Genomic DNA, 21,585 nt, shown 5'->3' with positions numbered 1-21,585 from the left:
CGAGATTGATTGAACATCCTTAGAAAAGTTGTGAATAAATGAACGCGATAAAACCGGTTTTTGAAAATATTACTAACGAATTAAATAGCATCCGCCCAGGCATCAATATCATTGCAGTGACGAAACAAGTCGGGGTCGAACGGACTCAGGAAGCAGTCGATGCGGGTATTCAGCATCTTGGCGAAAACCGTCCGGAAGGGCTCGCACTGAAGCGCCAGTCTATGGACGCCGAAGTCTTGTGGCATTATATCGGCAATCTGCAGACCAGAAAAGTGAAAGATGTCGTTAATAACATCGACTATCTGCATTCACTTGACCGCATGAGCCTGGCGAAGGAAATTCAAAAACGGGCAGAAAAACCGTTGAAATGCTTTGTGCAAGTAAATGTCTCTAACGAAGAATCCAAAAGCGGAGTATTGCCGGAAGAGGCGCTGGAATTTGTCCGCTCGCTTTCAGCTTTTGATCGAATTCAGGTGGTCGGATTAATGACAATGGCGCCGAACACCAGCAACAGCTCGTTGATACGAAATGTGTTCAAAGAGCTGAAATCGCTTCAACTTCAATTGGCCGCAGAAAAGATGGAGCACGCCCCGTGTACGGAATGTTCCATGGGTATGTCCAATGATTACGCCATTGCCGCCCAAGAAGGAGCAACTTTTGTTCGCATTGGTACTGCATTAGTAGGGTCGGAAAGTGAGGCAGAATAATGAGCATTAAAAACAAATTCAAGAATTTCTTTTATCTGGAAGAATACGATGAAGATGAACCGCAACAGCAGCAACAACAGCAGCAACAACGCCAGCAGCCCCAGCGCTACGAAAAACCGGAGCCAATCCAATCGGAAGCCCGGAATGCGCCGAAAGATCGGAGACAAAAACCTGTGGAAACAACAACGGTATCAAACTTGGTAAGCTTACAAAGCGCCTCAAAATCCTCAAAAATGATTCTTGCTGAACCGCGAGTCTATGCTGAAGCACAGGACATTGCCGAGAATTTAAAGAACAAGCGCGCAGTAGTTGTCAATCTGCAGCGAATTGAAAAAGACCAGGGATTGCGCATCATAGATTTCCTTAGTGGTACTGTCTACGCCCTTGGAGGAGATATACAGCGCATTGGAACGGATATTTTCCTCTGCGTGCCGGACACTGTCGAAGTGGACGGAGCTATTTCCGATTATTATTACGAAGATCAACAGTAAAAGAGGAGCATGAAAAATAAATGATTGCTATTGTAAACTTTCTATTAACGGCTATTAACATTTACTCATTTGTCCTGATTGCCAGCATTTTGATGAGCTGGCTGCCAAATGCCAAAGAATCAGCTTTTGGCCAAATGCTTTCAAAAGTCACTGACCCATACCTGGACATTTTCAGAAAGATCATCCCGCCATTCGGCATGATCGATTTTTCTCCGATTGTAGCGATTTTCGCTTTGAACCTTGCCAGCCAAGGGATCGTAGTCCTATTCAATTATTTCAACTAAAGACCTCACGCTAAGTGAGGTCTTTTTCTTCAATCAATTAATATAATTCAGTGAGTTTTTTATCTTTTCATTATGCTATAGGCCACCTTAGCCCGCTTAGCACGGACTTCAACCGCTGCGAATACCGTTGCTCCTGCAGCGCTATGCGCTTCGTCGCAAACAAGTTGGTCAAATTCCTTTTGCCCAACTTGTTCGCCGCCTTCCGCTTCATTCAAAGGTGATTATTAATACTAAAAGATTTCTTTTAACAAAAAACGAAAAATATATTTCTCTGCAATTTATTTCAGTTCTCTAGATAGGGAGCAAAACAGCGGAGAAAATCCTACTGCTCCTGTCCCTGCAACGCTGCGCTAGCTTCGGGACATTAAAGAGCGTTGCAGTGCTACGCACTTCGTCGCAAAGGCATTGCTCCAATGCTTGGGTCCATGCCTTCACAGCTGTTTTGCGGAATATCGACAATTAACTGAATCTCAACAAACTAGAAAGGGGCGTTTACTATGGATTCTTTGTTTCAGCATTTCCGCAAAGATGAACAGCAATTTATTGAACAAGTTTCGGGCTGGATGATTGATGTCGAAGACCGATACACTCCTCGGCTCACAGATTTCCTAGATCCCCGGCAGCGTTTTATCGTCCAGTCGGTGATTGGTGCAAGCGATATCGGCGTGGCGGCTTCCGGCCGCTTCGAAGATGCAGAAAGGCAGCGGGTTTTGCTGTATCCGTCATATTACGAGCTGCAAAAAGATGATTTTCAGATTACCGTTTTCGAAATCAGGTATCCGGTTAAATTCATTACGTTGAAACACCCTGACATTCTGGGATCCATGATGTCGATCGGCCTTGACCGGAACAAATACGGCGATATCCGCATCGATGGGCAGCGGATTCAAATTGCGGTGGCGGATGAAGTGAAGGCTTATCTTCAAGCGAATTTCACGATGGCAGCGAAAGTCAAAGTCCAGCTTGAGGAAGTCACGAATGAACTTGATTTCATCAAAGTGACGGAAGAATGGTCGGAAGAAAGCCATACGGTCAGCTCACTCCGGCTGGATACTGTCGTCAGCTCCATTTACAATATCTCTCGCCAGAAGGCAGCGGCGCTGATCAATGGCGGGAAAGTCAAAGTCAATTGGACGGTCCAGGAGCAGCCGTCTTTCGAATTGAATGAATCCGACATTATCTCGTCGCGTGGATTTGGGCGGATCAAAGTTGGAATGATCGAAGGGCGTACGAAAAAGGATAAAGTCCGCCTGCAGATTGGCAGATTAGACACGGCCAAATAGCGTCTGTTTTGAAAAAAAGTAAAATAATACTGATATTTACTGCCTTGGACTGTATAATGGGTAGTAACGCAGATTAGTTAAGGAGAGGTTCACAAAATGCCATTATCCCCTTTGGATATACATAATAAAGAGTTCGGCCGAGGATTCCGCGGCTATCAGGAAGACGAAGTAAATGAATTCCTGGACCAGATCATCAAGGATTACGAAATGCTTATGCGCGAAAAGAAAGAGCTTGAAGACCGCCTGAAACAGACGGATGAGCGCGTCGGACATTTTACAACGATTGAAACGACGCTTCAAAAGTCGATTGTCATTGCACAGGAAGCCGCTGAGGAAGTGCGCCGCAATTCTCAAAAAGAAGCGAAGTTGATTGTACGGGAAGCAGAAAAAAATGCAGACCGCATCGTTAACGAATCATTGACGAAAGCCCGCCGCATTGCCATGGAAATTGATGAGCTGAAAAAGCAGTCAAAGGTTTTCCGCAACCGTTTCAGAATGCTGGTGGAAGCGCAGCTTGATCTGATCGACACGGATGATTGGGAAACGTTGATGGAATATGACATCGACACGACGACGTTGGACAAACTTGAAGAGAAAAGAGAAGTCTACTAAGCTTGACGCTGGTAGATCCAACTTTTATAATTATAAAATATAAAAAATGCGTAGACAGAGACAGTACCCAATCCATATTCGACAAAGCGAGCCAGGGATAGTGTGAGCCTGGTGACAATGTTTTGGGGAACATCACTCTTGAGCAGAATCGGCGAATCACAGTAGCCGCTTCCGTTAAGCCACGATACGGCGTTCGAGTGGCAGCTTTGGCTGCAACAAGGGTGGTACCGCGAGAGCTTCTCGTCCCTTTCCAGGGATGGGGGCTTTTTATTATGTTCTTAGGAGGAATTACAGTGGAATACAAAGATACGTTATTGATGCCGAAAACAGATTTTCCGATGCGGGGCAATTTGCCGAACCGCGAACCTGAAATGCAAAAAAAATGGGAAGAAATGGATATCTATAAAAAAGTTCAAGACCGGACAAAAGGGCGTCCGTTCTTCATTCTTCATGATGGGCCGCCATATGCGAATGGCGATCTTCATATGGGCCATGCCTTGAACAAAGTGCTAAAAGATATGGTTGTCCGCTCTCGTTCAATGATGGGCTTTAATGCTCCTTACGTTCCAGGTTGGGACACACACGGGTTGCCGATCGAACAAGCGCTGACGAACAAAGGCGTTAACCGCAAGGAAATGTCGCTTGCCGAATTCCGCAAGCTTTGTGAAGAATATGCTTATGAGCAAATCGACAACCAGCGTTCGCAGTTTAAACGCATCGGTGTACGGGGAGATTGGGAAAATCCGTATGTCACGCTAGCGCCTGCTTATGAAGCGCGGCAAATCGAAGTCTTTGGCAAAATGGCGAATAAGGGCTATATCTATAAAGGCTTGAAACCGGTTTACTGGTCCCCGTCAAGCGAATCATCGCTGGCTGAAGCAGAAATCGAATATCACGACAAAAAATCTCCTTCTATCTATGTGTCGTTCCCGGTAACGGACGGCAAAGGTGTTTTGGCTGAAGGCACAAAATTGATCATCTGGACAACTACGCCATGGACAATTCCTGCTAACCTTGGAATCACGGTACACGCGGAATTGGATTACGTGGAAGTTTCAGTGAACGGTTCGTTATTCGTCATCGCACGCGCTTTATTGGATGAAGTGGCGAAAGAATTGGAATGGGTGGATTACGAAGTGGTGCGTGAGCTCAAAGGTGCTGAACTTGAGCACATTTTGACGAAACATCCATTATACGACCGTACTTCTTTGGTAATGCTGGGAGAGCATGTTACAACGGATTCCGGTACAGGCTGCGTACACACGGCACCTGGACATGGGGAAGACGATTTCCTGGTTGGTAAAAAGTACGGTTTGGATGTCCTGTGCCCGGTTGATGAGCGCGGCGTCATGACTGCTGAAGCTCCAGGTTTTGAAGGGGAATTTTACGATAAAGCCAATAAAACAATCACGGAAGCGTTGGACAATGCCGGCGCGCTGGAAAAATTATCATTCATCACCCACTCATATCCACATGACTGGCGCACGAAGAAACCTGTCATCTACCGTGCTACGGCGCAATGGTTCGTATCAATCGATGCTTTCCGCGACCAAATCCTGAAAGCAATCAATGAAACAACATTCACTCCGGCATGGGGCGAAACCCGCCTGTTCAATATGCTGCGCGACCGCGGCGATTGGAATATTTCGCGCCAGCGTGTCTGGGGCGTCCCGATTCCGGTGTTTTACGCTGAAAATGGCGATCCTGTCATCACGGAAGAAACGATTGCCCATATCGCCGGTTTGTTCCGTGAACACGGATCGAACGTTTGGCTTGAGCGTTCTGTTGAGGAGCTATTGCCAGAAGGCTTTACGCATCCTAGCAGCCCGAATGGCAAATTCACGAAAGAGACGGACATCATGGACGTCTGGTTCGACTCAGGTTCATCCCATCAAGGGGTGTTAGTAGAACGGGAAGAACTGAACTATCCGGCAGACCTTTATCTGGAAGGTTCAGACCAATACCGCGGCTGGTTCAACTCATCGCTGACGACAAGTGTCGCAATCAATGGCATCGCTCCATATAAAGGCATTTTAAGCCACGGCTTTACGCTTGACGGCAATGGACGGAAAATGAGCAAATCGCTCGGCAACGTTATCGTGCCTTCAAAAGTCATGAACCAAATGGGAGCGGACATCTTGCGCATGTGGGTTGCTTCAGTCGATTACACGGCAGATGTGCGCGTTTCAGACGAAAACTTCAAGCAAGTTTCTGAAGTTTACCGCAAAATCCGCAATACGTTGAAATTCCTTCACGGGAACCTGGCTGATTTCAATGAACAAGAACACCGCGTCGCTTTTGAAGACATGCGCGAAATGGACCAATATATGGCCATGAAGCTGCAGAAGATGATCGAAACAGTACGCAAAGGCTACGAGACGTATGAATTCTCATCCATTTACCACGCATTGAACGGCTATTGCGCGAATGATTTGAGCTCGTTCTATCTGGATGTTGCGAAAGACGTTGTCTATATCGAAGCGGCCAACCATCCACACCGCCGAGCGATGCAGACAGTAATGTTCGACTCGCTGATGGCGATTTTGAAATTGGCGACGCCGATCATTCCGCATACAACTGATGAAATGTGGAGCTATCTTGATTTCGTAACCGAAGACAGTGTTCAACTGGTTGACTTCCCTGAAGTGGATAAAAACCCTGCATTCGAAGGATTGGATGCGAAATGGTCGAAATTCATGGACAAGCGCGACGATGTGCTAAAAGCGCTTGAAGAAGCGCGCGCTGCAAAAACAATCGGTAAATCTCTTGAAGCCAAAGTGACAGTTTACGGAAGCAGTGAACTTCGCAGTCTTTTAACTTCAATCGACGACAATCCGGCTCAATTGTTCATCGTCTCCCAATATGAATTTGGCGGTTCTTTGGAGCAGGCTCCAGAACACGCGTTGAAATTCGGGGACACTGCAGTTGTAGTCCAAAAAGCACCAGGCGAGAAATGTGAACGCTGCTGGACGATTTCACAAGAAATCGGCACGAGCAAAGCGCATCCGGCATTATGCCCGCGCTGCGCAAATGTAGTAGAAAAGCAATTCGCTTAAGTAAGATGAAAAGGTCTGGAATGCCGGAGTCTCCGGTGTTCTGGACTTTTTTCTGTTAAATAAGTTGAACTAAAGAAGCATCATATTAAAAATCGCTTCGGTCGCTTTGGGCATGGCTCTCGCCATGAGCCGAGAAGACCACTCGTCTCATTGCTTCGCCTAGCCCTTTGACGCGCCTCCGCTCAGAGATCTCTCGATATGGAGCAAAACAGCGGAGACGCCTGCGGGAAAGCGAGACTGCCGAGACCCCGCAGGGAGCGAAGCGACTGAGGAGGCTTGGCGCTCGCCCGCGGCAAGCGTAGCTGTTTTGCGGAATATCGATTATGAATATTCATTGGTTCAACTTATATATTCGGAGCAGATTCAGACTTGCAGAGCCTGATATTCTTTTGGGGCGGTTTGTGGTAAAATAGGATGACTGCTGAATTGACGGGGGAAACACATGTTTATTTATTATGCAATAGCTGTACTGATCGTAGCCATCGACCAGTGGACCAAATGGCTCGTGTTGAAGAATATGGAACTGGGTGAACGCATTCCGGTCATTGATCCTTACCTGGGCTGGCTGTCACACCGCAATCGTGGAGCGGCTTGGGGGATGCTGGAAGGCCAGATGTGGCTGTTTGCCATCATTACGGTCGGCGTGATCATCGGCATCATCTATTATTTCCACAAGCATGCCAAAGGTCAGCCGCTGTTCCAATGGAGCTTGATGCTGATTCTGGGCGGAGCGATAGGGAATTTCATCGACCGCATGGCGAGGGGCGAAGTCGTCGATTTTGTAGATGTGCTCATTCCCATCATCAATTACGATTTTCCGATTTTCAATGTAGCTGATGCAGCATTGACAGTTGGTGTAGTACTAATGGTCATATTCGTTTTTTATGACGAAAAACAACAAAAGAAAAAGGTGTCTTAATGGAAATTGAAGATTTGACAATACAAATTACTGAAGAAATGTCCGGAGTCCGCATCGATAAAGCTGTATCATCGATCGACGAAGACTGGTCGCGCTCGCAAATTGCAAACTGGGTGAAAGATGGCGCAGTGAAAGTCAATGGCGAGATCGTTAAGCCGAATTACAAAGTACGCCCCGAAGACATCATTGTCGTCACGCCGCCTTCCTTGGAAGAGCTGGACGTTGTGCCGGAAGATCTGAATTTAGAGATCGTTTACGAAGACGCAGATGTGCTCGTCGTCAACAAGCCGAAAGGCATGGTTGTACATCCAGCACCAGGCCACTCAAAAGGCACATTGGTCAACGGTTTGATGTTCCAGATTAAAGATTTGTCTGGCATCAACGGAGTGGTCCGCCCAGGCATTGTCCACCGCATCGACAAAGATACGTCCGGATTGCTGATGGTCGCGAAAAACGACGCATCGCATAATTCGCTAGTTGATCAATTGGTGAAGAAAACAGTTACACGGAAATACGTAGCACTTGTGCACGGCCACATCCCGCACGATAAAGGGACAATTGATGCACCGATTGGACGCGATTCGAAAGATCGCCAAAAAATGGCGGTTATCGACAAAGGCAAGAATGCCGTCACCCATTTCCGTGTTTTAGAGCGTTTTGGCAATTACACATTGGTGGAATGCCGTTTGGAAACTGGGCGCACGCACCAAATCCGGGTCCATATGAAATACATCGGCTTCCCGCTGGTCGGCGATCCGAAATACGGACCGAAGAAAACCTTAGATTGCGGCGGACAGGCATTGCATGCTGAAGTCATCGGTTTCATCCACCCGAAATCGGGCGAATACCTGGAGTTCACAACTGAACCGCCGGCAGAATTCTCTGAGCTGTTGGAATCTCTCCGCGACAAGGATTGACAAAGCGGAACGTCCTGCTTTATACTGAGAAAAATCAATCGAATAAGCATCACCTTTAATATCAGTCCAGAGAGGCTGAGAAGGTATTACGCGAAAGCCGGAGGAATGGTCCCTCCGTGCCTAATTTTACTGCGCATAAACCCTCTTGCCCTCTGGCAAGAGGGTTTTTTATTTGGTAAAGGAGTGTAAGCATGGTAGAGAAAGCGGATATTTTAGATGAAAAAGCAATTGCGCGGGCAATCACCCGCATCGCGCATGAAATCATCGAGCGCAACAAAGGCATTGATGAATGTGTGCTCGTCGGCATTAAGACGCGGGGCGCTTTCATCGCAAAGCGCCTGGCCGACCGAATCGAGCAGATTGAAGGCAAGCCGATCATGACAGGTGAACTAGACATCACGCTTTACCGGGATGACTTGAGCCTCAAGAACAAGAATCAGGAACCTCTTGTTCAGCAAGTGGACATCTCGCATAACATTTCGAACAAGAAAGTCGTGCTGGTGGATGATGTCCTTTACACAGGCCGCACAGTCCGAGCCGCGATGGACGCGGTTATGGACCTCGGGCGCCCGGCACAGATTCAATTGGCGGTCCTGATCGACAGGGGGCACCGGGAACTCCCAATCCGAGCCGATTTCGTCGGCAAAAACATCCCGACCTCAAGCAACGAGCGCATCGTCGTTCAAATGATAGAAAGCGACGGCAGCGACCGCGTAGCAATACACGAATAGGATTGGAGAGAATTGACTGTGACTGAAGCAATATTGGATGTACATGACAAACCGAAAACGGCCCAATGGATCTCCTTGAGCCTGCAGCATATGTTCGCCATGTTCGGAGCGACAATTTTGGTTCCGAAACTCGTGGGCCTGAGCCCGGCGATTGCGCTTTTGACAAGCGGCATCGCAACCATCATCTTCATCCTTATCACCCAGTTTAAAGTACCGGCTTATCTTGGCTCATCATTCGCATTTATCGTGCCGATTACGATCGCCACGGAAACCGGAGGCATCGGATCAGCGATGATCGGCGCCATGTTCGTCTCGGTGGTGTACGCTTTGACAGCCTTGCTCATCTGGAAGACCGGCTACCGCTGGCTCATGGACCTGCTGCCGCCGATAGTTGTCGGCCCTGTCATTATCGTTATCGGTCTAGCCTTATCAGGCACCGCGGTTGGAATGGCGATGAACATCCCGACAGCGGACGGCGGATCGCAGTACAGCATGCTGCATTTCTCAGCTGCGCTGGTAACATTAGCCACAGCCATCATCTGCAATCTTTATTTCAAAAACATCATCAGCCTCATGCCAATTCTGATCGGCATCGTGGTCGGCTACGCTTATTCAGCGGCAATCGGCATCATCGATTACACGGTGATTGGCGAAACGAGCTGGTTCCAAGTGCCGGACTTTCTGCTGCCGGGCATCGATTACAGCTTCACTATAACGCCGACATTGCTGTTCATCATGGTACCGATCGCAATCGTCACCATATCAGAACACATCGGCCACCAGCTCGTTCTTGGAAAAATCGTCAAACGCAATTACATAAAAGACCCGGGCCTTCACCGGTCGATCCTTGGAGATGGCCTTGGGACGCTTGTGTCTTCACTGGTCGGCGGACCACCTAAAACCACATACGGTGAAAACATCGGCGTCTTGGCCATCACGCGGGTCTACAGCATCTACGTCATCATCGGCGCTGCCGTGTTCGCCATAGGATTTTCTTTCTTCGGCAAACTGATGGCGGCCATCGAAACAATTCCAGCCGCAGTGCTTGGCGGGATTTCCATCCTGCTGTTCGGCATCATCGCTTCATCGGGCCTGCGCATGCTGGTCGACAATAAAATCGATTTCGGCGAAAAACGCAATTTGGTCATCTCATCAGTCATCCTGGTTATCGGGATTGGCGGAGCGAAAATCGAGTTCAGTGAAACGTTCTCGATCGAAGGAATGGCGCTTGCGGCAATCATCGGCGTCTTGCTGAACTTGATTTTGCCGGGACGCGTCAAACAGGAAATTGATTTCGAAACTGAATAACCACCTTTTAATGAATGTCCAGAGAGGCATGGAAAGGGAAGTGGAAAAGGGCATAGACTGCACTTTTTTCCTCATACCTTCCTGCTCCTGGGAAGGTATTTTTTTATACAAAGGAGTGAAATGATGTGCCGAATGTATTGAGCATGGAAAACATGGACAACGCCGTCATCATGGCCTTGCTGCAGCGGGCGGATGAGTTTGAAAAAGGGGGGCGGAGCGAACTGGCCGGTACGGCGGTCAATTTATTCTTTGAACCGAGTACCCGGACGAAAATGAGCTTTGAAATGGCTGAGCATAAGCTGGGCATGACCGTACTGCCTTTTGAAACAGCGTTTTCAAGCATTCTGAAAGGCGAAACCTTATACGATACAGTGAAGACGCTTGAAGCAATCGGCGTTGACGCTGTCGTCATACGGCACGAAGAAGAAGCTTATTATGAACAGTTGATCGGCTGCGATGTCGCCGTCATTAACGGAGGGGACGGTTCAGGGCAGCACCCGACGCAGTCACTTTTGGACCTGTTGACGATCCATCAGGAGTTCGGCCGCATTGAGGGCATCCATGTCACGATTGTCGGAGATATCGCCCATAGCCGGGTGGCAAAATCGAACGCTTCTGCGCTTGAGAAGCTAGGAGCGAATGTGTCCTTCATCTGCCCGGAAGAATGGAGCGGAGAATACAAAACGTCCGAAAAACTCGATGACTTTATTGGCCACACAGACGTCGTGATGATGTTGAGGGTCCAGCATGAGCGTCATGCGGTATCTGCGCTGTTTTCAAAAGAGGATTATTACGAGAAGTATGGCTTGACCCTGGAACGGGAACGGAAAATGAAAGATTCGGCGATCATCATGCACCCAGCCCCGATAAACCGCGGTGTGGAAATTGCAGATAGCCTGGTGGAATGCGAACGTTCACGGATTTTCAAACAAATGGCCAATGGCGTATTCGTCCGGATGGCAGTGCTTGAATACGCAATGAAAGGGAGAGATTAAGAATGAATTTATTTATCAAAAATGTAAACATGCTAACAGAGGGCGAAATGGCTTTAACAAATATAAGGGTGGCGGACGGCAAAATCGCTGACATCGGAAGCGGATTGGCTTCACAAGGGGAAACAGAAATAGACGGCAATGGCCGGATGATCGCACCAGGTTTTGTAGACGTTCATGTGCATTTGCGTGAACCGGGCGGCGAAGGAAAAGAAACGATCGCAAGCGGTACGCGTTCAGCGGCAAAAGGCGGGTACACAACCATCTCTGCTATGCCGAATACGCGGCCGGTGCCGGACACGAAAGAAAACTTGCAGCTTGTCAATAACTTGATCGAGAAAAATGCGCTTATCCGGGTTTTGCCGTACGCTTCCATCACTATCCGCGAAGCAGGGAAAGAACGCACGAATTTACAGGAACTAAAAGATAACGGCGCGTTCGCGTTTACAGATGACGGCGTCGGAATTCAGCAAGCCGCCATGATGTTTGAGACGATGCAGGACGCAGCTGCGCTTAACATGACGATTGTCGCGCATTGTGAAGACAATAGCCTGATCTACGATGGTGTCATGCACGAAGGGAAGCGCAGCAAGGAATTGGGGCTGAAAGGCATACCGTCGGTGGCAGAATCGGTCCATATCGCAAGGGATATCCTTCTCGCTGAGGCAGCTGGCGCGCATTATCATGTCTGCCACGTGTCAACAAAAGAATCGGTCCGCATCATCCGGGAAGCAAAGCGCGCAGGCGTCCATGTGACGACTGAAGTATGCCCGCACCATTTGCTGCTCAGCGAAGATGACATTCCGGGGGACGATGCAAACTGGAAAATGAACCCGCCGCTCCGGGCAAAGGAAGATGTAGAAGCGCTGCACGAAGGATTACTGGACGGCACGATCGACTTTATTGTGACGGACCACGCGCCGCACACGCTAGAAGAAAAAGCGAACGGGATGGACAAGGCTCCATTTGGAATCGTTGGCTTGGAAACGGCGTTTCCGCTGCTGTACACGCATTACGTCGAAACAGGGAAATGGACGCTTCAACAGCTAATTGACTGGATGACGAAAAAGCCATGTGAAACATTCGGGTTGCCTTATGGGAAGATTGAAGCTGGGCAAGCAGCCGATTTGGTGCTGCTGGATCTGGAGAAAGAACAGCCAATCAACGTAGACGGATTTTTATCAAAAGGCAAGAACACGCCATTCGGCGGATGGGCATGCAAAGGATGGCCGGTAATGACGATATTCGAAGGACAAATCGCTTGGCAGGAGGAAACAAACCTATGAAACGTTATTTGATCTTAGAAGACGGAACGGTGTTTGAAGGGGAAGCATTCGGCGGTACGGCAGCATCAGTCGGGGAAGTGGTATTCAATACGAGCATGACGGGCTATCAGGAAATTTTGTCGGATCCTTCTTATTGCGGCCAGATCGTTACGATGACCTATCCGTTGATCGGCAATTACGGCATCAACAGCGATGACTTCGAATCGATCGAACCGGCAGTCAAAGGCATGGTCGTACGTGAAGTGGCGGATTTTCCGTCAAACTTCCGCTGCAATTCGACTTTGGATGAGCTGTTCCAGCGCAAAGGCATACCGGGAATCGCCGGAATCGACACACGCAAATTGACGCGCCTGATCCGTTCGAAAGGGTCGATCAAAGGCGTTTTAACTGCAGCGGATGAAGAAGTAGACGTCAATGAAGTGGTAGGAAAATTGCAGAACACGGTGATGCCGCGGGACCAAGTGGCGCAAGTTTCCACGGCTCGGCCTTATCCAAGCCCGGGGCGCGGCAAGCGCGTCGTGCTGATCGATTACGGCATGAAACACGGCATTCTGCGTGAACTGAATAACCGCGATTGCGATGTTATCGTCGTGCCTTACAATACGCCATCGAAGGAAATCATGGCTTGGGGGCCGGACGGCGTCATGCTGTCGAACGGGCCAGGGGATCCGAAAGATGTCCCGGAATGCGTTGAAGTAGTGGGGGAATTGATTGGACAGGTACCGGTTTTTGGGATTTGCCTGGGCCATCAGCTGTTCGCACGAGCTTGCGGAGCAGAAACATTTAAATTGAAATTCGGCCACCGCGGAGGCAACCATCCGGTGAAGGACTTGACAACCGGCAAAGTGGAAATCACTTCACAGAACCATGGCTACGCGGTCGATGAAGACACGCTGCAGGGCACGCGCCTGAAAGTGACGCACCGCGCGCTGAACGATGGCACCAATGAAGGGTTGTCGCATTTGGATTATCCGGCTTTCACTGTGCAATACCATCCGGAGTCCTCACCAGGGCCGGAAGATTCGAATTACCTGTTTGACCGTTTTATCGAAATGATGAGCGCAAACCGAAAGGAGCAGCAATATGCCTAAAAGACAAGATATTAAAAGCATTCTGGTGATCGGATCGGGGCCGATCGTCATCGGACAAGCAGCAGAATTCGATTACGCAGGAACTCAAGCATGTTTAGCTTTGAAAGAAGAAGGCTACCGGGTCATCCTGATCAACTCCAATCCAGCGACAATCATGACGGACACAGAAATTGCGGACAAAGTTTACATCGAACCGATCACACTTGAGTTTGTCAGCCGCATTTTGCGCAAAGAACGGCCGGACGCTTTGCTGCCGACATTGGGCGGGCAAACAGGCTTGAACATGGCAATCGAGTTGGACGAGTCGGGGATTCTCGACGAGCTTGAAATCGAAATTCTCGGCACCAAACTGGCAGCAATCCATAAAGCGGAAGACCGCGACTTGTTCCGTACTTTGATGAACGAACTGGGCGAACCCGTTCCAGATTCCGATATCATCCACAACATGACAGAAGCGAAAGCATTTGTTGCACGAATCGGCTATCCGGTCATCGTGCGCCCGGCGTTCACGCTGGGCGGCACTGGCGGAGGCATTTGCCATAATGATGAAGATTTACAGGAAATCGTTACAAGCGGTTTGAAATACAGCCCGGTAACGCAATGCCTGCTGGAAAAATCGATTGCCGGCTTTAAGGAAATCGAATATGAAGTAATGCGCGACGCCAACGATACAGCGATCGTGGTGTGCAATATGGAAAACATCGATCCGGTCGGCATCCATACAGGCGACTCGATCGTCGTGGCACCAAGCCAGACTTTGTCAGACCGCGAATATCAGATGCTCCGCAATGTATCACTCAAAATCATCCGGGCATTGAAAATCGAAGGCGGCTGCAACGTGCAGCTGGCGCTCGATCCGGACAGCTTCAATTACTACATCATCGAAGTGAATCCGCGGGTCAGCCGCTCGTCTGCCTTGGCTTCAAAAGCGACAGGCTACCCGATTGCTAAGCTTGCGGCGAAAATTGCCGTCGGTTTGACGCTTGATGAAATGATGAACCCAGTAACGGGCCGCACCTATGCAGCTTTTGAACCGGCGCTCGACTACGTGGTCGCGAAGATTCCGCGCTGGCCGTTTGATAAATTCGAATCAGCAAAACGCAATCTCGGCACGCAAATGAAAGCGACAGGCGAAGTCATGGCAATGGGCAGGACTTTCGAAGAAGCAATTATGAAAGCTGTGCGTTCGCTGGAAACAGGCCAGTTCCATTTGGCATTGAAGAACGGAGCGGGCATGAGCGACGAATGGATCGAGAAACGCATCCGCCGCGCAGGCGATGAACGCTTGTTCTTTATCGGTGAAGCATTGCGCCGCGGCGTGACGATCGAAGCAATCCACGACTGGAGCCAAATTGATTTATTCTTCCTGAAGAAGTTCGAGAACCTCGTCCGCTATGAGGAAGTATTGAAAGACCATCCATTCGATTTTTCTGTAGCGAAAAAAGCGAAACGAATGGGCTTTGCGGACAAGACAATCGCGATGCTGTGGGAAAATTCCGAAGAAGCGGTCTATGAATGGCGCAAAGAGCAAGGGTTGATGCCTGTCTACAAAATGGTGGATACATGCGCGGCTGAATTCGAATCCGAAACGCCTTATTTCTATGGTACGTACGAAGACGAAAACGAATCGGTGAAAACGGACAAGGAAAGCATTATCGTCCTCGGTTCCGGTCCGATCCGCATCGGCCAAGGAGTCGAATTCGATTACGCCACCGTCCATTCGGTATGGGCAATCAAAGAAGCGGGCTATGAAGCAATCATCATCAACAGCAACCCGGAAACCGTCTCGACCGATTTCTCGATCTCCGATAAATTGTATTTCGAGCCGTTAACCGTTGAGGATGTCATGCACATTATTGAAATCGAGCAGCCGAAAGGCGTCGTCGTCCAATTCGGCGGGCAAACGGCCATCAACTTGGCTGAAAAGCTTGAACAGCACGGCGTGAAGATTCTTGGGACGTCTCTTGAAGATCTGGACCGAGCGGAAAACCGCAATAAATTCGAAGCGGCGCTGCACGAGATCGGCATTCCGCAGCCACTTGGCAAAACAGCGGTATCGGCGCAGGAAGCGGCCGTCATCGCAGGCGACATCGGCTATCCGGTCCTTGTCCGCCCTTCCTACGTACTTGGCGGGCGCGCAATGGAAATTGTCTATAACGAAGAGGATTTGCGTTATTATATGGAGCATGCCGTCGAAGCGAGCCCGGAACATCCAGTCTTGGTCGACCGTTACTTGACGGGGATCGAAATTGAAGTAGACGCCATTTCAGACGGGGAAAACGTCCTGATTCCCGGCATCATGGAACACATCGAACGCGCAGGCGTCCATTCCGGTGACTCGATTGCGGTATACCCGACCCAGAACATTTCGGATGAATTGCTCCATACATTGGTGGACTATACGACTCGCCTTGCCAAGGGCTTGAACATCGTCGGTTTGTTGAATATCCAGTACGTCATTTCCAAAGGCGAAGTTTTTGTTATTGAAGTCAACCCACGGTCAAGCCGGACAGTGCCGTTCATGAGCAAAATCACAGCCATTCCGATGGCGAACATTGCCATGAAGGCGATACTGGGGCAGTCGATCGTCAGCCAAGGCTACACGCCTGGGCTCGCGCCGCTTGCTAAAGGTGTCTACGTCAAAGTGCCGGTGTTCTCGTTCGCGAAATTGCGTCGCGTTGATATTACGCTTGGCCCTGAAATGAAATCGACAGGGGAAGTCATGGGCAAAGACGCGACGCTTGAAAAAGCGCTTTATAAAGGGCTTGTCGCAGCAGGAATGGAAATAAAAGATCACGGCACCGTGCTGATGACGGTTTCCGATAAAGATAAAGAAGAGGCGATTGGCCTTGCCAAACGCTTTACGGCAATCGGCTACCAGATCATGGCGACAGAAGGTACAGCGAAAACGCTTGAAGAAGCCGGAATCCGCGTTAAGGAAATCGGCAAAATCGGCGAACAAGGCGCGACTTTGGTCGATGCAATCCAAAACGGCCGCGCGCAGCTGGTCATCAACACATTGACGAGAGGCAAACAGCCTGAACGCGACGGTTTCCGTATTCGCCGCGAATCTGTAGAAAACGGTGTGCCATGTTTAACTTCGCTTGATACTGCACGCGCCATGCTCGGCGTCATCGAATCGATGACATTCTCAGCTGAAGAGATGGGGGCAGGCCTATGATCAGACAAGAAAAAATGGTTGTCGTCTCGCAGCAGCAGATTGCCCGCCACATTTTCGAATTGACGGTCAAAGGCGATTTAGTGCAGGACATGCTAGAACCAGGGCAATTTGTTCACATCCGGGTAGCGGATTCGTTTGAGCCGCTGCTGCGCCGCCCGATTTCCATCGCGGAAATCAACCGGGAAGAATCACAGTTCACGATGATTTACCGAGCTGAAGGGCGCGGCACAAACCTTTTGGCGGAGAAAGCGGTCGGGGCAACAATTGATGTGCTTGGACCGCTGGGCCACGGATTTGATGTCGATGCCGCCAAGACAAAAGCCTATTTGATTGGAGGGGGCATCGGCGTGCCGCCGCTTTACCAACTAGCGAAAGAATTGAATGCCAAAGGCGTTGAAACGGTCCATATTCTGGGCTTTGAAAGCAAAGAGGCTGTATTCTATGAAGCGAAATTCAAGGAACTCGGCGAGACGCATATTGCGACCGTCGACGGCTCCCATGGCACCCAAGGTTTTGTAACGCATATCCTCAATGAGTTGCCGAAGGATTTCGACACGTATTACAGCTGTGGCCCGACAGCTATGCTTGAAGCTGTGCAATGGGCATATCCGGAAAAGCAGGGCTTCCTGTCCTATGAACAGCGGATGGGCTGCGGCATCGGTGCGTGCTTTGCCTGTGTCTGCCGGACGACTAAAAGCGAGACGGATTACATCAAAGTTTGCTCAGATGGTCCGGTATTTCCAGCGGGAGTGGTGATTGTATGACAAATTTAACAGTGAGTTTGCCAGGCCTCAACCTGAAAAACCCGATCATGCCAGCTTCAGGCTGCTTCGGTTTCGGCAAGGAATATTCACAGCTATATGATTTATCCCAGCTTGGTGCCATCATGATCAAAGCGACAACTGCTGAAACGCGCCTCGGCAATCCGACGCCTCGTGTTGCGGAAACAAGCTCCGGCATGCTGAATGCCATCGGCTTGCAAAATCCGGGCCTTGAAAAGGTCATGGCTTCGGAATTGCCTTGGCTCGAGCAATACGATACATCGATCATCGCCAACGTTGCGGGCTCACAAACGGAAGATTACGTTGAAGTCGCGCGTGCGATTTCCAGTGCACCGAACGTCCATGCGCTGGAATTGAACATCTCTTGCCCGAACGTCAAACAAGGCGGCATCACGTTCGGCACGGACCCGGATATCGCGAGAGCGTTGACGCGTGCCGTGAAGGACGTTTCATCAGTGCCGGTGTATGTCAAATTATCGCCGAACGTCACCGACATCGTGCAACTTGCAAAAGCGGTCGAAGAAGGCGGAGCGGACGGCATCACAATGATCAATACATTGCTCGGCATGCGCCTAGACCCAAAAACAGGCCGGCCGGTCATTGCGAACATCACAGGCGGCTTATCAGGCCCTGCCATCAAACCGGTTGCGCTGCGGATGGTTTATGAAGTCCGCAAGCATACAGATCTGCCGATCATCGGCATGGGCGGCATCACTGACGTCACGGATGTCATCGATTTCCTGTCTGCCGGAGCCAATGCAGTAGCGGTCGGTACGGCGAACTTCGTCAACCCGTTCATATGCCCTGAAATCATTGCGGCATTGCCGGAAAAACTGCACGAACTCGGATTTGAATCGGTAGAAGAATTGGTCGGAAGGAGCCATCGCCTGTGAATAAACCCATCATCGCACTCGATTTTTCCACGAAACAGCAAGTAGAGGAATTTTTAAGCCGTTTTGACGATTCTTTATTTGTCAAAGTGGGCATGGAATTGTTCTACCAAGAAGGCCCGGCCTTGGTGCATGCCATCAAAGCGATGGGGCACGACATTTTCCTGGATCTGAAATTGCATGACATTCCGAACACGGTCGAATCAGCCATGCGCGGACTCGCGAAACTGGGCGTCGATATGACGAATGTCCATGCGGCAGGCGGTGTCGAAATGATGGAAGCAGCTAAGCGCGGGCTTTCAGGTTCTCAGACAAAATTGATTGCCGTGACACAATTGACGTCAACAAGTGAAGAACAGATGCACAGCGATCAAATGATTAGCGCTAGCCTCCACGAATCGGTGCTGCATTACGCGAAAAAGGCGAAACAAGCGGGGCTTGATGGTGTGGTATGCTCGGTGTTTGAAGCGGGCGCAATCGGCGAAGCGTGCGGCGAAAGCTTCATGCGCGTCACACCAGGCATCCGTCCGGCAGACACAGCGGCGGATGACCAAAAACGCATCGCCACGCCACAAGGGGCGAGGCTTCAAGGTTCGACGCATATTGTCGTCGGCCGAGCCATCACTAAAGCCGAAAATCCGGCTGCAAGCTATAGCCAAATCAAAAACGAATGGAGCGGACTCTTATGAAACAGCATATTGCGCGGCAATTATTGAGCATCGGGGCGATCGAATTGCGTCCGCATGAACCTTTTATCTGGGCATCAGGCGTTAAATCACCGATCTACTGCGATAACCGCCTAACGATGTCCTATCCTTCGGTGCGCAAAGAAATCGCCAAAGGTCTAGCTGGGCTAATCGAAGAATTTTACCCGGATTGCCAAGTAGTCGCGGGTACAGCGACAGCCGGCATTCCGCACGCGGCATGGGTCAGCGACTTGCTGGAACTGCCAATGGTGTACGTGCGCTCGAAAGCGAAAGAACACGGCCAGGGCAATATGGTTGAAGGCAAAGTCGAAAAGGGACAAAAAGTGGTGGTCGTGGAAGATTTGATTTCCAAAGGTGGTTCGGTGCTGCAAGCGGCAGAAGGCTTGAAAGCGGCCGGATTCGACGTGCTGGGCATCGTGGCAATCTTCACGTATGATTTGCCGCAGTCGATCGACGCCATCCGGGAAGCGGGTTTTACATTCCATACTTTGACGAATTTCCCTGCGCTTGTTGAAGAAGCGATCGACACCGGAGCGATCCGCGAAGAAGATTTGCCGATGCTGGCAGATTGGCATGAAAACTTGAAAGCTGGCACATTAAAGAGCTGACCCGAGGGTCGGCTTTTTTTATTTCTGCGGTGTTGGAAAGTATTTTGGGGCAATAGGGAAGTATTTTAGCTCTGTGGGATAGCAAAAGGGTCTAAACGGAAAGTATTTTCGGCCGCAAAGGAAGTAAATGAAAATATTGGAAATAAAGTATTCGAAATGACAGCAAGATATCGTTTTTTCATTCGGTGCGGCAAAAAATTAACAACTACACCTGATCAGATAATAAATTCCAATGAAAATGTCGGAAATTTTGCTGAAATCCTACTGTGCTTCTTGTATGATGAAAGCAATAAGCAATAAGCAATAAGCAATAAGCAATATGGAAAAGAAAGGGGATTTATATGGCGTTCAATGTGAATGAAATCGAAGTCTGGATAAAACGATACCCATTATTAAGAAACATTATCGAGCTTAAGGAAGTTACGTGGCTTAATTCCAGCGCACGGAAAATGGCGGAAGTGGAAGGTTTGGCCTTAGACCGGCAAGACATGGAACGAGCGGAAGCATTATGGGAGCGGTTTGCGCCCTTTATTGCCAAGGCGTTTCCAGAGACTGCGGGACAAGGCGGCATCATCGAATCGCCGCTGAAACGCGTTGACGGTATGAAGCAGCAATTGAATTCATTTTTTCAAGCGGGCATTACAGGCGGGCTTTACGTAAAATGCGATAACGAGCTGCCGATAGCGGGGTCTGTCAAAGCGCGCGGCGGCATTTACGAAGTACTGCAGCATGCAGAACAGATGGCATTGGCTGCTGGCATGATTGATGCTTCAAAAGATTACAGCCAATTTGCCAGTGAACGGTTCCACCGGTTCTTCAACGGCTATTCGATTGGTGTGGGTTCAACAGGAAACCTCGGCTTGAGCATCGGAATTGTTGGGGCAAAGCTTGGTTTCCGGACGACCGTTTACATGTCAGACGATGCCAAACAATGGAAGAAAAGTTTATTGCGTGCAAAAGGCGCAACTGTGCGGGAATGCAGCGGTGATTTCAGCAAAGCGATTTCGGAAGGACGGGAAGCCACAAAACGGGATCCAACTGCCTACTTTGTCGATGACGAAAAATCGCGGCATTTATTCCTCGGCTATAGCACAGCTGCTTTCCGGCTGAAAATGCAATTGCAGGAGCAAGGAGTCATTGTCAACGTGGATCATCCACTCTTTGTCTATTTGCCATGCGGCGTCGGCGGGGCTCCTGGCGGCATCGCTTTCGGCTTAAAGCAAATCTATGGTGATTCTGTACATTGCTTTTTTGCTGAGCCAACCCATTCACCGGCCGTGCTGATCGGCTTGTTGACGGGTGAAAAGGAAAGCGTCTGTGTGCAAGATTTCGGCATCGACAACCGGACGGAAGCAGATGGGCTTGCGGTCGGCCGGCCATCGAGCTTTGCCTCAAGCAGCAGCGAACAATTGGTCAGCGGCGCTTACACCTTAGAAGATGATGAATTATTCAAGTTGCTGAAGCTCTTGTCTGACAGCGAAGGCATGTTCATCGAACCGTCAGCAGCGGCCGGGTTTCCAGGACCGCAGAAAATTTTGGCCACAGGTTACGCGGCAGCGAAAGGCCTAAATATGGATAATGCCAACCATCTCTTATGGGCGACGGGAGGAGCGCTTGTTCCGGATGACGACCAGCACCATTTTTATGCCAAAGGCAAGGAATTATTGGCTTCATTGAAATAGTCCATTCGCCTCCTTTTTGAAGAATCTTACAAATTCAGCAGGACTCTTTCGATTTTCA

At 49.6% G+C, this 21,585-nt stretch carries 19 protein-coding genes and 1 other annotated feature; all 19 genes read left to right on the top strand.

Going from position 1 to position 21,585, the window contains the following annotated elements:
* Positions 1–38 precede the first annotated feature (38 nt).
* Positions 39–707: a YggS family pyridoxal phosphate-dependent enzyme gene (locus AC4EHB_RS05170; protein ID WP_490980846.1), complete on the top strand. Its 669-nt coding sequence runs from the start codon at positions 39–41 to the stop codon at positions 705–707.
* Complete coding sequence (locus AC4EHB_RS05165; RefSeq protein ID WP_490974520.1) at positions 707–1,198, top strand: cell division protein SepF; 492 nt, start codon at positions 707–709, stop codon at positions 1,196–1,198. Before AC4EHB_RS05170 ends, AC4EHB_RS05165 begins: the two co-directional genes overlap by 1 nt.
* A gap of 20 nt (positions 1,199–1,218) precedes the next feature.
* Positions 1,219–1,482, top strand: coding sequence for a YggT family protein (locus AC4EHB_RS05160; RefSeq protein ID WP_490974519.1), 264 nt, complete (start codon positions 1,219–1,221; stop codon positions 1,480–1,482).
* 497 nt (positions 1,483–1,979) lie between these two features.
* The gene (locus AC4EHB_RS05155) at positions 1,980–2,765 is read left to right on the top strand and encodes a YlmH family RNA-binding protein (protein WP_490974518.1); all 786 of its coding nucleotides are present in this window, start codon (positions 1,980–1,982) and stop codon (positions 2,763–2,765) included.
* A 96-nt stretch (positions 2,766–2,861) separates the two neighbouring features.
* Positions 2,862–3,377 (top strand): DivIVA domain-containing protein, encoded by a 516-nt coding sequence (locus tag AC4EHB_RS05150; RefSeq protein ID WP_490974517.1) that lies wholly within the window; start codon positions 2,862–2,864, stop codon positions 3,375–3,377.
* A gap of 42 nt (positions 3,378–3,419) precedes the next feature.
* Positions 3,420–3,628, top strand: a binding site (T-box leader).
* 42 nt (positions 3,629–3,670) lie between these two features.
* Positions 3,671–6,433: an isoleucine--tRNA ligase gene (gene ileS / locus AC4EHB_RS05145; protein WP_490974516.1), complete on the top strand. Its 2,763-nt coding sequence runs from the start codon at positions 3,671–3,673 to the stop codon at positions 6,431–6,433.
* A 442-nt stretch (positions 6,434–6,875) separates the two neighbouring features.
* Positions 6,876–7,352, top strand: coding sequence for a signal peptidase II (lspA, locus tag AC4EHB_RS05140; protein ID WP_490974515.1), 477 nt, complete (start codon positions 6,876–6,878; stop codon positions 7,350–7,352).
* A 5-nt stretch (positions 7,353–7,357) separates the two neighbouring features.
* Positions 7,358–8,269 (top strand): RluA family pseudouridine synthase, encoded by a 912-nt coding sequence (locus AC4EHB_RS05135; protein WP_490981493.1) that lies wholly within the window; start codon positions 7,358–7,360, stop codon positions 8,267–8,269.
* Between the two features lie 191 nt (positions 8,270–8,460).
* Positions 8,461–9,000, top strand: a complete 540-nt coding sequence (gene pyrR, locus AC4EHB_RS05130; RefSeq protein ID WP_490974514.1) for a bifunctional pyr operon transcriptional regulator/uracil phosphoribosyltransferase PyrR — start codon at positions 8,461–8,463, stop codon at positions 8,998–9,000.
* Between the two features lie 18 nt (positions 9,001–9,018).
* Positions 9,019–10,308, top strand: a complete 1,290-nt coding sequence (locus AC4EHB_RS05125) for a solute carrier family 23 protein (RefSeq protein ID WP_490974513.1) — start codon at positions 9,019–9,021, stop codon at positions 10,306–10,308.
* 125 nt (positions 10,309–10,433) lie between these two features.
* Positions 10,434–11,303 (top strand): aspartate carbamoyltransferase catalytic subunit, encoded by an 870-nt coding sequence (locus AC4EHB_RS05120; RefSeq protein WP_490974512.1) that lies wholly within the window; start codon positions 10,434–10,436, stop codon positions 11,301–11,303.
* 2 nt (positions 11,304–11,305) lie between these two features.
* Positions 11,306–12,586, top strand: a complete 1,281-nt coding sequence (gene pyrC, locus AC4EHB_RS05115) for a dihydroorotase (protein WP_490974511.1) — start codon at positions 11,306–11,308, stop codon at positions 12,584–12,586.
* Positions 12,583–13,677 carry a carbamoyl phosphate synthase small subunit gene (locus AC4EHB_RS05110; protein ID WP_490980845.1) on the top strand — a complete coding sequence of 365 codons (1,095 nt, stop codon included), beginning with the start codon at positions 12,583–12,585 and terminating at the stop codon, positions 13,675–13,677. Before pyrC ends, AC4EHB_RS05110 begins: the two co-directional genes overlap by 4 nt.
* The gene (carB, locus tag AC4EHB_RS05105; RefSeq protein ID WP_490980844.1) at positions 13,670–16,858 is read left to right on the top strand and encodes a carbamoyl-phosphate synthase large subunit; all 3,189 of its coding nucleotides are present in this window, start codon (positions 13,670–13,672) and stop codon (positions 16,856–16,858) included. Before AC4EHB_RS05110 ends, carB begins: the two co-directional genes overlap by 8 nt.
* Entirely contained in the window at positions 16,855–17,622 is a 768-nt protein-coding gene (locus AC4EHB_RS05100; protein ID WP_490974508.1) for a dihydroorotate dehydrogenase electron transfer subunit, read from the top strand. Before carB ends, AC4EHB_RS05100 begins: the two co-directional genes overlap by 4 nt.
* Positions 17,619–18,533, top strand: a complete 915-nt coding sequence (locus AC4EHB_RS05095) for a dihydroorotate dehydrogenase (RefSeq protein ID WP_490980843.1) — start codon at positions 17,619–17,621, stop codon at positions 18,531–18,533. Before AC4EHB_RS05100 ends, AC4EHB_RS05095 begins: the two co-directional genes overlap by 4 nt.
* Entirely contained in the window at positions 18,530–19,219 is a 690-nt protein-coding gene (pyrF, locus tag AC4EHB_RS05090) for an orotidine-5'-phosphate decarboxylase (protein ID WP_490980842.1), read from the top strand. Before AC4EHB_RS05095 ends, pyrF begins: the two co-directional genes overlap by 4 nt.
* Entirely contained in the window at positions 19,216–19,845 is a 630-nt protein-coding gene (gene pyrE, locus AC4EHB_RS05085; protein ID WP_490974505.1) for an orotate phosphoribosyltransferase, read from the top strand. The genes pyrF and pyrE overlap by 4 nt, the downstream gene beginning before the upstream one ends.
* Positions 19,846–20,186: 341 nt before the next feature.
* A complete protein-coding gene (gene dsdA, locus AC4EHB_RS05080) occupies positions 20,187–21,527 on the top strand; it encodes a D-serine ammonia-lyase (RefSeq protein WP_490980841.1) in 1,341 nt (446 codons plus the stop codon).
* The last annotated feature ends 58 nt before the right edge of the window (positions 21,528–21,585 follow it).

The organism is Planococcus sp. TJ-302 (assembly GCF_058268455.1).
This window is presented reverse-complemented; position numbering and strand designations above follow the sequence as displayed.

Bases quoted from the DNA above. Each gene is read 5' to 3' on its own strand.
- pyrR (WP_490974514.1), top strand. From the start codon at position 8,461: ATGGTAGAGAAAGCGGATATTTTAGATGAAAAAGCAATTGCGCGGGCA.
- AC4EHB_RS05160 (WP_490974519.1), top strand. From the start codon at position 1,219: ATGATTGCTATTGTAAACTTTCTATTAACGGCTATTAACATTTACTCA.
- AC4EHB_RS05150 (WP_490974517.1), top strand. From the start codon at position 2,862: ATGCCATTATCCCCTTTGGATATACATAATAAAGAGTTCGGCCGAGGA.
- AC4EHB_RS05165 (WP_490974520.1), top strand. From the start codon at position 707: ATGAGCATTAAAAACAAATTCAAGAATTTCTTTTATCTGGAAGAATAC.
- carB (WP_490980844.1), top strand. From the start codon at position 13,670: ATGCCTAAAAGACAAGATATTAAAAGCATTCTGGTGATCGGATCGGGG.
- AC4EHB_RS05100 (WP_490974508.1), top strand. From the start codon at position 16,855: ATGATCAGACAAGAAAAAATGGTTGTCGTCTCGCAGCAGCAGATTGCC.
- AC4EHB_RS05155 (WP_490974518.1), top strand. From the start codon at position 1,980: ATGGATTCTTTGTTTCAGCATTTCCGCAAAGATGAACAGCAATTTATT.
- AC4EHB_RS05170 (WP_490980846.1), top strand. From the start codon at position 39: ATGAACGCGATAAAACCGGTTTTTGAAAATATTACTAACGAATTAAAT.
- pyrE (WP_490974505.1), top strand. From the start codon at position 19,216: ATGAAACAGCATATTGCGCGGCAATTATTGAGCATCGGGGCGATCGAA.
- lspA (WP_490974515.1), top strand. From the start codon at position 6,876: ATGTTTATTTATTATGCAATAGCTGTACTGATCGTAGCCATCGACCAG.
- AC4EHB_RS05095 (WP_490980843.1), top strand. From the start codon at position 17,619: ATGACAAATTTAACAGTGAGTTTGCCAGGCCTCAACCTGAAAAACCCG.
- AC4EHB_RS05110 (WP_490980845.1), top strand. From the start codon at position 12,583: ATGAAACGTTATTTGATCTTAGAAGACGGAACGGTGTTTGAAGGGGAA.
- pyrC (WP_490974511.1), top strand. From the start codon at position 11,306: ATGAATTTATTTATCAAAAATGTAAACATGCTAACAGAGGGCGAAATG.
- dsdA (WP_490980841.1), top strand. From the start codon at position 20,187: ATGGCGTTCAATGTGAATGAAATCGAAGTCTGGATAAAACGATACCCA.